Below are 13,590 nucleotides of genomic sequence, written 5' to 3' on the forward strand. Positions count from 1 at the left end.
ACCGACACGGCAGCAAGGCGGGTGGCGCCAAATCGGCGTCGACGAGCCCGCTTGCCAGGATGGGTCCCTCCCGGCACTCCCGCGGGAGAGCCACGCTGCCGGCGCCGTCGGCACGGCGTGTCCGCCCGGCCCCGCCGCCCCCGATCAGCCGACCCTTCCCCTGCCCCATCGGCCCAAGGCGCCCGAGCCCGCGCCCATAGGCGACCGTCAGCCGGCCGTATTGCCCCAGCAACGGAGCAAGCGGTCGCGGCAACGTCGCCGGCCCACGCCGTCGAAAACCCAAATCGAAATCTCGAAACCGGGAGGAAGGCATCCGACCCCACAGAACCCGCACTCGCAGACGCTTCGCACGGCGCAGGACAAGACCAGACCATGACCGTTCACGACCAACAGAACACCAAGAAGGGGCGCCGGCATCAGCGGACGACGCACCAATTCGAAGACCAGATCGGCCACATCACCCTGTTCGTTCTCCAGCGGGTCGCCGACGGCCTCCCCGGCCTGCCCGGCCATCCCAAAAGGACGGGACATGTCGCACTCTCGGTCATCGCCGAGGAACTGGGGGTCCCGGTCGGCAACCTGACCCATCCCAGGCTCAGCGCGCACCTGAAGGACCTCGCGGCCACCTATGGCGTCGAAACCCCTCAGCAGGCGACGCTCGCCAAGGCGCTCACCGTCATCGAGACGACCTACGACCAGGAGCCGGTCCCCTTTCGGGGCCGCAACCCCCACCTGTCGGCGATCCGTCTCGCGACCGGTGTCGCGGTGACGGTCCTCAAGACGGCCGACGCGCAGGCTCTGCTCAGGGCCCTCGCCAAGCGCAACGGCACGGTGTCGCCGAAGGTCGATCACCAGGCCGAGATCGAGGCCCTGGAGGCATACGGCGCCAGACTGCGGAAGGCTGGGCTGCCGCTACCGGCGATGCCGGGCCGCGACGGTCCCGGCATCACCGTGATCGCCCGCGCCATCGCGATCTCGAACGATCGCTTCGCACGTCCCCATCTCGCCACAGCCCTTGCCCGGCTGGCGCGGGAGCTGGGCGTGGCGTCGACCGTCACCGTCGCGTCCGACGCAGCGCGCTTCACGGCCTTCGTCGACGCGATGATCGCGGCCCGCAAGCCCGTGCCCCACGGACGCAAGGGGATCGCCTACCGAACGATCGGCCAGCAGGCGGGAATCGTCGGCCATCGCATCATCCACAGTCACGCCCTGCAGTCGCAGCTGACGCGCTGGATCCACAAGGTCGGCGTGGAGACGACGCGATGAACGCGCTCGAGGCCAAGCCGACGTCCGGGCGCAGCGATCGTCCCCATGACAAGCTGATCAAGAAGGTCAAGCTCCTCATCCGCGAAAAGTCGTCCCCCAAGCGCGGCGGACCGATCCCCTCACGCGACGTCATCGCCGAGGCCGAGGACGTCGCCGGGATGGCGCGCGAGGCCATCGCCGATGCGATCGACTATGCAGCGATCAACGCGATGCTGCGCCACAACCGGCCAAACGATCTCCGCGCGCCGGCCTGCGTCGCGCTGCTCGTCGAGGCGGCACGGACGCTGGGCCTCGCCCCCGTCGCGCGGCCCCGCCCGACGCTCGCCGATCTGCAGCGCACCGTGCGCGCGCATCCCGAGGCAGCAGAGCTCGAGCCCGCGCTCGCCTTCGTCCGGACGCAGGCGCTGATGACGAACGCGACCCCGATCGCGCCGCTCTTCACGCCCCAGCTCGCGGGCCTGATGCCGTCGCTGCTCGCCCGCAGGGAAAGCGAGGTCGCGCCCGAGTCCATGGCGAAGCTGTTTCGGCTGGCGACGGACATGGAACGGAGCGCCGACCTGCCGCCCTACTTCGCCGGAGCGCTCAGGGCCGTGATGGACCAAAACGGATGGACGAGCGCCAGACTGGCGAAGATTGCGGGTGTCGACGAGGCGACGGTTCGCCAGTGGTGCCGCGGGTCGGAGCCGCGCAGCCACCAGCACGCGATCTGCAAAGCCTTGGAAACCGCTCTCTCAGTCCCGCCCGGCACCCTGCTCGACCGGATGAGCACAACGGCGATCCGCATGAACAGCTGCAGCGTCCTCACCGACGACGTCCGCGACGAACTCGATGCGCATTCCATTCCGATCCGCGCCCTGGGCGACGATTGGAACGGCCTCGACGATCATGAGAAGCGCTGGCGTGTCGCGACCCTGAAGAAGCTAACGCTCACGGGCGTGCCCTATCGGGACTATGCCAGGAGCGATCATCACGATGAACTGCCTCCCTTCTGCAATCCGGACTTCGACCGGGAGTTCGAAGCCCTGCGGATCTTCAAGGAGGCCAAGGAGACCGACCTGTTCGACGACGATCCGTTTGAGATCATGACGGTCGCCGGCAAAAGCCATTTCAAGAATGGTGGCATCTGGCGGGAGACGACCTCAGTCCTGCAGCACAAAAACGCCATCCGCATTCTGCGCGCACTGCGCGCCGAACTGCCGCCCACCCTGCAGGCTCAGCTCGACCGCCAAGGGCTCGGCGCTCTGGCGAGCGCCAAGCTCGTCGTCGCCGGAGCGAAAGCGATCGCCCGCCGGCGCTGTCGGCGTCTCGCCCGTTCCGGCTTCTTCGCCGACAGCCGCAATCCGGCTCCCAAGGATGGACTGGTGTTCGCCCATGGCGATGTCAGCCGCCTCATCGTCATCGCCGGCTACCTCAACCCCGCGACCGGCTATCTTTTCAAGAACCCGCCTGTGCTGAGGTGCCTCGACGGCTTCATCGATCAGGCCTGGATCGACGGGGCGAGGGCTGACTGGCCGGCGGTGGCAGTCGCGGAACGCAAGCTCATGACGAAGGCGGCCGGGAAGATCGCCAGGCGCATTTACGCCGTCCGTGATCCCTGGCTGCCGATCATGCCGTTGCTGGAGCTCCCTGCCCCCCTCGAGCCGATCTACCGCGCGCTCGACCGGATGGAGGCCGATCGCCCCCCTTTCGCCGCTTCCCCCGTCGGGATGGCCCGGCACGATCGCGACCACTGCCTGTTGCGCCTCTGGGTACACACCAAGCTGCGCCGCTCCTGCCTGGTGCAGCTGACCTACCGACCCGACAACACCGGGATGCTCCGCTTCACGGCCGATGGCGGGGCGCTGCTCGTGATCCCCCAGGAGCTGTTCAAGAATGCCGGATCCAGTGCCTTGCCTGAGGGAGGCCAGCCGATCGAATTCGTGATCGAGCCGGCGGAGAGGCGGTTGCTTCGGATCCTGCGTCGGTGGGTTGTGGGCGAGGGTCACTCGCGCTCCCTCCTGTGCCATGACCACAACAATCACTTCCTCTTCCCCGGAGACAAGGGCGGCGCGCTCAATGACGCAAGCGTCCATCGTATCTGCATGGCCTTCAGCACGCTGTACCTCGTGGCGCTGCCCTGGCGCCCCGGTGGCATCCCGGGTGTCCTGCCCTTCGGCGCGCACGCCATGCGGGATCTCGCCGGCACTCACGTGATCAAGGTCAGTGGCCTGAAGGACGACGCGGCGCTGGCTCTCCTCGATACGGTGGAGACCATCACCAAGGCCTACTCGCGCTTCACCAGCGCCGACAAGACGCGGCGCAGTACGCGGCAGATCCGCGCCTCGTTGCCTCCCGACCTTTTCGCAGACGACGATGACGTCGACTGATCCGAAGGCGATCCGTGCGCTTGGCCAACCGGACGCCGGTCCGAAAGGCCGAGCGGCTGGTCACGCGTGGCACCAAGGGGAGTGACGTCTTCCGCGCACTATGGGGCGAAGCCCACCGCGGCATGCTCGTACCGGACTTCGATCCGCAGGGGGGCGCGATGTCTGCAGTTGTGCCGCGATGGCCGTCGCGACAGCGGTGGGGGCGACGGCTCGTCCTGGCGTGTCGCGAAGCGCCGGCGGGTTGTTAGACGTCCGGCGCCGCGCCTGCGCCTGCGTGCTGCACAGAACCATGCGACCGCCCCGCGCCTTCCCCCCGGGCCCGGCGGTCGGCGGCCTCCTTGCGGCGCAGACGCATGAGCTCGCGTGGTCGCTCGCAAGTGTCCGGTCGGCCGGTCTTTGGGCGGCATCAACACCATCGTATGGCAACGAACGCAGCCCGCGAACCGCGCGGTGGCGACACTGTCAGAGGGGCTCGGGAGGCGGACGCCGCGCCTCGCCGAGCCCGAGGGCCGGCGCTTCGTTCTCATCACCCGTCCCGCCAGCCTGCCCGATCGCGATGCGAAAAACCCGCCGCCGGCAACATGTCGGCGTGCAGTCCGGTCGCGTTATCGAGATCCTCTCCCTAAACGACGGCGAACAAGACCCTCATGTCGCGACCGCCACCGCATTCCCTTCGATACCGTCCAACGCTCTTGCGCGCCGGCGAGCCCGGCCCGATCGGCTCAGGCTTCGGCCCCGGCGTCGGTCAGCAGGCTGCATCGGCTGGACTCATCGAAACCCATCGCTGTGGAACGAGACCGGGGTGCGAAGCGCATCGGCGACAGCCCTCGCTTTCCAGCTGCCGCGATGGTCCTCAAGGGGCAGATGGCGCCAGCACTATGAGCGTCGCAACTGCCGCGGCGTGGGAGCCGCGGGGCCGGGTTGCTGCACGATCGGTCACTGCAGCAATCCGAGTCCTGTTAAGTCAAAACCCCCAGTTCGCCAAGGATCTGCTGGAGGTCGGACTCCAGGAGGGTCGAAAGCTACGTCAGATTAGCCGCGCGATTTCATCGCCAATAAAAGCCAAATGCAACAGAACTCCTAGAACAGTATGGGCAGCATCAGGCCACGTCCGCCCGGATGCCGACATCCGGTGCCATTACGCCCCGGCCGATGTCGACGTAAGTAAACCCCTTGCCGCGGATTTGCTCGGCCCGGTAGACGTTGCGCAGATCCGCCAGGATCGGCGTGACCATCGCGGCCTTGATGCGGTCGAAATCGAGCGCCCGGAAGATGTTCCACTCGGTGACGATCACCGCCGCATCCGCCCCCTCGACGCACTCATAAGCGTCCTTGCAGTAGGTGACTTCGGAAGGAAGCATCGCCTTGGCCTGTTCCATCCCCTCCGGATCGAACGCCCGGATGATCGCCCCGCCATCCTGCAGCGCGGTTACGATCGCCAGCGAGGGCGCATCGCGCATGTCGTCGGTATTGGGCTTAAAGGTCAGTCCCAGCACCGCAATCGTCTTGCCGCGCACCGAGCCCCCGCAGGCGGCGACAACCTTCTTGGCCATCGCCCGCTTGCGCTGGTCGTTCACCGAGGCGACCGTTTCGACGATCCGCGAGGGCGTGCCGTAATCCTGCGCCGTCTTGATCAGCGCCAGCGTGTCCTTCGGGAAGCATGAGCCGCCATATCCGGGGCCGGCATGCAGGAACTTGCCGCCGATCCGGTTGTCGAGACCCATGCCGCGCGCGACGTCCTGGACATTAGCGCCGACCTGCTCGCACAAATCCGCCATCTCGTTGATGAAAGTGATCTTGGTCGCCAGGAAGGCGTTGGCGGCATATTTGGTCAGTTCGGCCGTCCGGCGGCTGATGTTCAGGATCGGCGCGCTGTTGAGGTAGAGCGGCCGGTAGACGTCGGCCATCACGGCCTGTGCCCGCAGTTCCTCTGTGCCGATGACGATCCGATCGGGGCGCTTGAAGTCCTCGATCGCGGCGCCCTCGCGCAGGAACTCGGGGTTCGACACCACCTCGAATTCGGCGTCGGGACGCAGTTCGCGGATGATGCGCTCGACCTCGTCGCCTGTGCCGACCGGGACGGTCGATTTGGTGACGATGACAGTGTAGCCGTCGAGCGCATGGGCGATCTCGCGCGCCGCAGCATAGACATAGGACAGGTCTGCGAAGCCGTCGCCGCGACGCGACGGCGTGCCGACCGCGATGAACACGGCGTCCGCCTGCGAGACCGGCCCGGCCAGATCGGCTGTGAAGGAGAGACGACCCGCCTCGGCATTGCTGCGCACCAGATCGGCCAGCCCGGGCTCGAAGATCGGGATCTCGCCCTGCTTCAGTGCCGTGATCTTGCTTTCCATCTTGTCGACGCAGACGACCTCATGGCCGAAATCTGCAAAACAGGCGCCGGACACGAGGCCGACATATCCCGACCCGACCATGACGATCTTCATCGGCGTTTCTCCAGTAGCGCCCAGCACGAGCGAAAAACGGCTGATACGAAAACAGGCGGCAGGCCTGTCAGAACCGCAGCGACACGAGCCTCGGTCGCCCCTTGCACGATGCCCCCTTCGACCTAGGCTCTGGCGTAAATGTCTTCAATGCGGATGATGTCGTCCTCTCCTAAATAGGAGCCGACCTGGACCTCGATCAGTTCGAGCGGGATCTTGCCAGGGTTGGTCAGGCGATGGACGCAGCCGATCGGCAGATAGATCGACTCGTTTTCATGCACGATGATCGTCTCGTCGTTGCGAGTGACTTCCGCCGTGCCTCGCACCACGACCCAGTGCTCCGCGCGGTGGAAATGCTTCTGGAGCGACAAGACCCCGCCCGGCTTCACGGTGATCCGCTTGACCTGGTGGCGCACGCCTAGATCGATCGACAAATAGCGGCCCCAGGGCCGCTGGACCTCACGATGTGCGCCGGCCTCCGATTCGCCCTTGGCGGTGATCAGCGCGACCATGTCCTTAACCTTGTCGGCTACCGCCTTCCGCGTCACCAGTATGGCATCGCGGGTCGAGATTACCACGATGTCGTCGAGACCGATCACCGCCACCAGCGCCTCCTCGGAGCGAATGAGGTTGTTGGCGCCGTCAAGCACATAGCCCCGCCCCTCGATGGCGTTGCCGTCCGGATTCTTTTCCGAAAGGTCCCAAACGGCAGGCCAGCCGCCGACATCGGACCAGCCGAAATGTCCTGAGATAACCGCCGCCTTCTGCGTCCGCTCCATGACGGCGTAGTCGATGGAGATCTTCTTCACCCCTTCGAAAGAAGCCTTATCGAGAAGCAGGAAATCGAGGTCACGCTTTGCCTTGGTGACGGCATCCGCCACGGGAGCGGCAATCCCTGGCTCGAACGCTTCGAGTTCGGCGCGCATTGTCATGGCGTCGAAAATGAAATTGCCGGAATTCCAGAGATAGCCGTCGAGCAAATATTGGGCGGCACGCGCCGCGTCCGGCTTCTCGACGAAAGCAGCGATCTGCCGCGCCACATCGCCGATCTCCGCACCGGGACGGATGTAGCCGTAGCCCGTTGCCGGACTGCTCGGCGGAATGCCGATGGTCACAATGCGTCCCTGTGCTGCAACCACACCTGCCTGCCGACAGGTCTCGACAAACAATTCGCCGTCCTGGACGACATGATCGGCGGCGAAGACACCGACGATCGCGTGTTCGTCACGAGCAAGCGCCAGCTCGGTCGCCGTGGCGACAGCCGCCGCGGAATCGCGGCGAACGGGTTCGAGCACGATCTGCGCTGCCAGCCCGATGGCCTGGAGCTGGTCGAGCACCGTGAAGCGATACTCGACATTGGTCACGACGATGGCCTGACCGAAGATGGACGCATCCGACAGGAGTCGCATTGTCCGCTGAAATGTCGACTCCTGACCGAGCAGTGGGATGAACTGCTTGGGCATGGTATCACGCGACACAGGCCAAAGGCGCGTTCCAGCGCCGCCGCACATCACGACGGGGACGATCTTGAACGACATGGGTCAAAAGCTCCTAAATTCGGAGTTCAGTAGGCCTACAGTGCCAGTGAAAGCAACGGGCGCGCCGGACGCATATTGCGTATTGCTCGCTTTTCCTCAAGCGACGCGTGGGGATCGAGGCAGCTTGATCGCAAGAAGGCAGTAGGGACGGACTATGGCCAGATTGTCTTCTGGGCGTTGGTGATGCGCCGCCCACGGGAAACAGCCCAGGCAGACACTTTAGGCGCGATTTGCGAGGAACCACTGATAGGTTTGTGCGATACCGTCCTTGAGGCCGATCTTCGGCGTCCAGCCCATGGCCCGCAGCCGGTCTGCGCTCATGAGCTTGCGCGGCGTGCCATCGGGCTTGCTCGTGTCCTTGACGATCGAACCCTCAAAGCCGACGACCTCGCACACCGTCTGCGCCAGTTCGAGGATCGTCACATCCTCGCCCGAGCCGATATTGACATGCTCGAAGCCCGAATAGGTTTTGAGCAGATGGACCAGCCCGTCGGCGCAGTCGTCGACATGCAGGAATTCGCGCCGCGGCGTGCCGGTGCCCCAGATCGTCAATTCGGCGTCGCCGCGCAGCTTGGCTTCATGCGCCTTGCGCAGCAGGGCCGGCAAGACATGGCTGGACTGGAGATCGAAATTGTCCTCCGGCCCATAGAGATTGGTCGGCATCGCCGAGATGTAGTCGCAACCATATTGCTTGCGATAGGACTGGGCGAGCTTGATGCCGGCGATCTTGGCGATCGCATACCATTCATTGGTCGGCTCGAGCGGCCCGGTCAGGAGTGAATCCTCCTGGATCGGCTGGGGTGCAAGCTTTGGATAGATGCAGCTTGATCCCAGGAAGAGCATCTTGCCGACGCCGGCCTGTCGCGACGCCTCGATGACATTCGCCTCGATCATCAGGTTCTGGTACAGGAAATCGGCCGGATAGGTGTCGTTGGCGAGGATGCCGCCGACCTTGGCCGCAGCCACGATCACGACATCCGGCTTGTTCTTCGCAAGCCAGCTCTCAGTCTGGTCCTGCCGCAGCAGATCGACGTCGCCGCGGCCGGCCGTCAGCACCTCACAGGACTCGCTCTGCAGGCGACGCACCAGCGCCGCCCCGACCATGCCGCGATGTCCCGCGACCCAGATGCGCTTGCCGGTCAGATCAAAGCCGGCCCCACCAGCCAGAACGTCACTCGGCATTACGGCGGCGCTCCTGCTGGACGACCTTCAGGTCGGACGCGACCATCTCTTCGCAGAGTTGCTGCCACTTCGTGTCATGCTTCCAGCCGAGCTTGGTGAGAGCCTTGGTCGGATCGCCGATCAGCAGCTCGACTTCCGTCGGGCGGAAATAGCGCGGATCGATCTCGACCAAGACCTTGCCGGTCTTGGCATCGAGCCCCTTTTCATCGACGCCCTCGCCCTGCCAGGCGATCTCGATGCCGACCTGCTTGAAACCATGGCTGACGAAATCGCGCACCATCGTGGTCTCGCCGGTCGCCAGGACGTAGTCGTCCGGCTCGTCCTGCTGCAGCATCAGCCACATGCCGCGGACATATTCCCGCGCATGGCCCCAGTCGCGCTTGGCATCGAGATTGCCGAGATACAGCTTGTCCTGGAAGCCCAGATGCATCGCGGCGATCGCGCGGGTGATCTTGCGGGTCACGAAGGTTTCGCCGCGCAGCGGGCTTTCGTGGTTGAACAGGATGCCGTTCGAGGCATGCATGCCATAGGCCTCGCGGTAGTTCACCACGATCCAGTAGGCGTAGAGTTTCGCCGCCGCATAGGGGCTGCGCGGATAGAACGGCGTCTTCTCGCTCTGCGGGATCTCCTGGACCTTGCCGTAAAGCTCGGAGGTCGAGGCCTGGTAGAATTTTGTCTTGTTGGTCAGGCCAAGAAGGCGGATCGCCTCCAGCAGACGCAGCGTGCCGGTGGCGTCGGCATTGGAGGTATATTCGGGCGTCTCGAACGAGACCTGCACATGGCTCTGCGCTGCGAGGTTGTAGATCTCGTCGGGCTGAACCTCCTGCACAATGCGGATCAGGTTCGTCGAATCCGTCATGTCTCCGTAGTGAAGAATGAAGCGCTGATCCGTCTCGTGGGGGTCCTGGTAGAGGTGCTCGATTCGCCCCGAATTAAAGGAGGAGGAGCGGCGCTTAACGCCGTGCACGATGTATCCCTTCTCCAGCAGCAACTCGGAGAGATAGGCCCCGTCCTGCCCTGTCACACCCGTGATCAGAGCAACTTTACCAACCCCGGACTTGTCCATGTTATCCTCTGCTATCGGCGGGTAAAAAATCGGGCCCGCCGGCCCAACACCGGTCTTCTTTCCTGCTTGGTGGCGAGGAGGGCGGATCCGGCTCGACGCAAATCCCACATAGCGTAGCATGTGGCAATGGGTGAGGCCCCCGCAGATACGTCCGAGCCGAACCAAGTCTCACGAACGGTCTCAAGCCTCTACCCGAGAAGCCGCGACGGCAGCTGATGGTCGCTCTGAGGCGGGAATGACAACTGGCGGGAGCGTTTTGTAAGCTATGTTGCGAAGGCTTCAGAAATCCGTCAGCGCATCCTCGAGCGGTTGAACCATTGGATCAAGGCAGACCAGCGGCTTATTCGAGCAGCCATGTGTTTCCAGCGCGATCGATCGGCTGACGAAGGATTTGTAGCCCAGCCATGAGCCGATGATCCTGTCGCATCCGCCACAGGCCACGGGCGCATCATCGACGAGATCGGCGGGAATCGCGATCGAAGGGGCACCGCATTCGCAAGCAGCGAATTGTGTCTTCGCAGGCACGTTGGTCATTGAACGCTCCTACTTTAAATCAATCGAGCAAAGTCCGAGCAATATTGGGGCCAACGAATTCTGTCGCTTTTCGGCACCAATCAGGCGCTGCTTCCACGGCCCAACAAAGTCAGTTGAATGCGCAGGCGTCTTCGCGCATGTGAGAATGCGGGAGGTGCCCAAACCGCTGCCCGCTTTCCAACTCTATGGCAGGTTTTCGCGCAGCACGATTTCGGTGCGCGGCGGCTCAACGCCTTGCGTCGCCGGCCGGCCCGCACGGAGATTGGCGAAGATCGAGACGCAGTCCATCATCGCCGCCTGGGGGTTCTGGGTGATCACCGCGTCCATCGCGCCCTCGATCAGCAGGGCGCGCGTATCAGGCGTCAGACCATGGCCGACGAAGACAACGCTATGCTGTCGCGCGGCCTCCTTCAGCGCACGCGCGATCCCCTCCGAGCCGCCGCCGATATTGTAGATGCCCGCAAGGTCGGGATGCTGGGCCAGGAGCGTCTTGGTCTGGCGATAATTGCGTGCCTCCTCGTCATGGCCCTCGCGCAGGCCCACCACCTGGATCGCCGGATACAGGTCCTGGAACAGATGCAGGAATCCCATCTCGCGCTCCTCATGCGCGCGATAGCTCAGGCTGCCGGCGATCATCGCGACCTTGGCGGGCCTCGGGCCGATGAAGCGCGCCAGCAGATACCCGGCCGTGCGCCCGGCTGAGCGATTATCGAGCCCGACATAGGCAACGCGCTGCGTGTTCGCGATGTCGGAAATCAGCGTCACCGTCGGCACGCCATGCCCCGCCAGCCAGGAGACCGCCTCGCGCACGGTCGGATGCTCCAGCGCCATGAAGGCGACGCCATCGACCTCGCGCCCGATTTTCTTGAGGTGCTGCGCGAGCAGTTCGGGCTTGAAGCTCTCGATGGTGTCGACCCGGGCGCGCATGTTGAAGGACGCCAGTTGCGCCTGCGCGCCGCCGATGACCCGGCCCAGCATGCCCAGGAATCGATTTCCTCCCGCCGGCAGCAGGAAGGCGAGCCGCAGTGGCTTGAGCGCGCTCGCCGGCTGCGCCCCATCGATGACGTAGCCGATCTCGCCGGCCGCCCGCAGCACGCGCTGCACCGTCACAGCGCGCACACCGGGACGGCCGTTCAAGACGCGATCGACAGTCGCGCTCGAGACGCCAGCACGCAGGGCGACATCGTCGATCCGCAGCGAACGGCGCCGCTTCGGCAAGGCATCAGGCTCTTGGGGCATCGGCTAAAACCCATCAAAACACATCAAGAATTGAGTTTGACGCCCATCATGGCCGCTCCCTATCGTTCAGGGAAGAACACCATCAACAATCAGATCGCACAGCGATCCAGGGAGGAAGACATGACCGTTTTGACCCGGCGCACGGTGCTGCGCACGCTTGCCGCCACACCCGCACTTTCGCTGATCGGAATGCCGCACATTGCCCGCGCGGCCGAGTTCGAGCTGAAATACGGCAACAACCTGCCGCTCAGCCACCCGCTCAACATCCGCGCCCAGGAAGCGGCCGAGCGGATCGCCAGGGAGAGCAAGGGCCGGGTCGAGATCAAGATCTTCCCCAACAACCAGCTTGGCGGCGACACCGATATGCTGAGCCAGGTTCGCGCCGGCGGCATCACCTTTTTCACGCCCTCCGCGCTGGTCATCGCCACGCTGGTGCCGGTCGCGGCGATCAACGCGGTGGGCTTTGCTTTCTCCGATTACGACCAGGTCTGGAAGGCGATGGACGGCAAGCTCGGCGCCCATGTCCGCGAGGCGATCTCGAAGCTCAATCTCTTTGCCTTCGAGAAGATGTGGGACAACGGCTTCCGTCAGATGACGACCTCGGGCAAGCCGATCGAAGCGGCCAAGGACATGGCCGGGCTCAAGATTCGCGTGCCGGTGTCGCCGCTCTCGATCTCGATGTTCAAGGCGCTCGACGCCGCTCCTGCCAGCCTCCAATTCTCGGAGGTCTATACGGCGCTGCAGACCAAGGTCGTCGATGCACAGGAAAACCCCCTGCCGATCATCCAGGTCGCCAAGCTGTTCGAGGTGCAAAAGAGCTGCGCACTCTCGAACCACATCTGGGACGGCTTCTGGTTCATCGCCAATGGCCGTGCCTGGCGTGGCCTTCCGGCCGACATCCAGAAGATTGTCAGTGACGCCATTAACGATGCCGGCGTGAAGCAGCGCGGCGACATCAAGGCGCTCAACGAGACCGTCCAGGCCGATCTCCAGTCCAAGGGGCTCGTCTTCAACAAGACCAACCCCGAGACCTTCCGGGCCAAGCTGCGCGATGCCGGCTTCTACAAGGAATGGCAGGAGCGTTTCGGCCCGGAGGCCTGGGGCCTGCTCGAAGGCGCCGTGGGCAAGCTCGCCTGAGCCCGCGTCCCGGCTCCATCACCAGGCGAAGGTCGGAGCAACGGCGGCGACATGCCGCCTTGCGCCCGGCCTTCCCGCCTCGCGGCCGGCGTGTGAAGGCGGGGACATCCTGAATCTGCAACCCGATCACCACCGACCAGCACGAGGATATCCCCATGAGCCGCTTCTTCGGCCAAATCCGGCAGGCCGGCTATGTCGTCCCCGATATCGAGGCGGCGATGGATTATTGGAGCCGCGTGCTCGGCGTCGGGCCATTCTTTTACAATCCGAAGGTCCCGATCAAAAACTACCGCTACAAGGGGCATGCCTATGAGCCACACAACTCGGTCGCGCTGGCCAATTCCGGCCCGCTTCAGATCGAGCTGATCCAGTGCCGCAACGCCGTGCCCTCCATGTACAAGGACTTCACGGATGCCGGCCATTCCGGCCTGCAGCACGTCGCCTATTGGACCTCCGACTACGATGCCGACCTCGAACGCCTGACGGCGCAGGGCTTCAAGGCGGTGATGTCGGGCGAGGTCGGCGAACGCGGTCGCTTCATCTATTTCGACACGCATTACCATCCCGGCACCGTGATCGAGCTCTCCGAGGTCGCCGGCCCCAAGGGCGAGATGTTCCGCCTGATCCGCGAGGCCTCAGAGATCTGGGACGGCAGCGACCCCGTGCGGCCGTTTCCGGATTTGACCAAGCTGTAGCGGGCAGCCAGACTTCCCCGTCATTGCGAGCGCAGCGAAGCAATCCAGGCGCCGTGCGCTCTTTGCCCCCTCTGGATGGCTTCGTCGGCTGCGCCTCCTCGCAATGGCGCGCGCCGACCACCG

General features: G+C 64.6%; 10 protein-coding genes. 4 read left to right on the forward strand and 6 right to left on the reverse strand.

Features of this window, described 5'->3' with window-relative positions:
* Window positions 1-372 precede the first annotated feature (372 nt).
* Both IP69_RS19665 and IP69_RS19670 read left to right on the forward strand, forming a co-directional pair.
* Window positions 373-1,266 carry a hypothetical protein gene (locus IP69_RS19665; RefSeq protein WP_054144527.1) on the forward strand — a complete coding sequence of 298 codons (894 nt, stop codon included), beginning with the start codon at window positions 373-375 and terminating at the stop codon, window positions 1,264-1,266.
* 209 nt (window positions 1,267-1,475) lie between these two features.
* Window positions 1,476-3,632 (forward strand): helix-turn-helix transcriptional regulator, encoded by a 2,157-nt coding sequence (locus tag IP69_RS19670; RefSeq protein WP_156323566.1) that lies wholly within the window; start codon window positions 1,476-1,478, stop codon window positions 3,630-3,632.
* A 1,100-nt stretch (window positions 3,633-4,732) separates the two neighbouring features.
* Here IP69_RS19670 and IP69_RS19675 read toward each other — a convergent pair.
* From IP69_RS19675 to IP69_RS19700, 6 genes are all read right to left on the reverse strand, one after another.
* Complete coding sequence (locus IP69_RS19675) at window positions 4,733-6,079, reverse strand: UDP-glucose/GDP-mannose dehydrogenase family protein (protein ID WP_054144529.1); 1,347 nt, start codon at window positions 6,077-6,079, stop codon at window positions 4,733-4,735.
* 122 nt (window positions 6,080-6,201) lie between these two features.
* Complete coding sequence (locus tag IP69_RS19680; RefSeq protein WP_054144530.1) at window positions 6,202-7,614, reverse strand: mannose-1-phosphate guanylyltransferase/mannose-6-phosphate isomerase; 1,413 nt, start codon at window positions 7,612-7,614, stop codon at window positions 6,202-6,204.
* Window positions 7,615-7,833: 219 nt separating this feature from the next.
* A complete protein-coding gene (locus tag IP69_RS19685) occupies window positions 7,834-8,796 on the reverse strand; it encodes a GDP-L-fucose synthase (RefSeq protein WP_054144531.1) in 963 nt (320 codons plus the stop codon).
* Window positions 8,786-9,862 carry a GDP-mannose 4,6-dehydratase gene (gmd, locus tag IP69_RS19690; RefSeq protein WP_054144532.1) on the reverse strand — a complete coding sequence of 359 codons (1,077 nt, stop codon included), beginning with the start codon at window positions 9,860-9,862 and terminating at the stop codon, window positions 8,786-8,788. Before gmd ends, IP69_RS19685 begins: the two co-directional genes overlap by 11 nt.
* A gap of 279 nt (window positions 9,863-10,141) precedes the next feature.
* Window positions 10,142-10,396 (reverse strand): hypothetical protein, encoded by a 255-nt coding sequence (locus tag IP69_RS19695; protein WP_054144533.1) that lies wholly within the window; start codon window positions 10,394-10,396, stop codon window positions 10,142-10,144.
* 183 nt (window positions 10,397-10,579) lie between these two features.
* Window positions 10,580-11,614 (reverse strand): LacI family DNA-binding transcriptional regulator, encoded by a 1,035-nt coding sequence (locus IP69_RS19700; protein ID WP_248306907.1) that lies wholly within the window; start codon window positions 11,612-11,614, stop codon window positions 10,580-10,582.
* Between the two features lie 141 nt (window positions 11,615-11,755).
* On the opposite strand from IP69_RS19700, the gene IP69_RS19705 reads away from it, so the two are divergent.
* Together IP69_RS19705 and IP69_RS19710 are read left to right on the forward strand one after the other, a co-directional pair.
* Complete coding sequence (locus IP69_RS19705; protein ID WP_054144584.1) at window positions 11,756-12,772, forward strand: TRAP transporter substrate-binding protein; 1,017 nt, start codon at window positions 11,756-11,758, stop codon at window positions 12,770-12,772.
* A 155-nt stretch (window positions 12,773-12,927) separates the two neighbouring features.
* Complete coding sequence (locus IP69_RS19710; RefSeq protein WP_054144535.1) at window positions 12,928-13,467, forward strand: VOC family protein; 540 nt, start codon at window positions 12,928-12,930, stop codon at window positions 13,465-13,467.
* Window positions 13,468-13,590 lie beyond the last annotated feature (123 nt).

It is taken from the genome of Allobosea sp. AAP35 (genome assembly GCF_001295925.1).
Classification (GTDB): Bacteria; Pseudomonadota; Alphaproteobacteria; order Rhizobiales; family Beijerinckiaceae; genus Allobosea.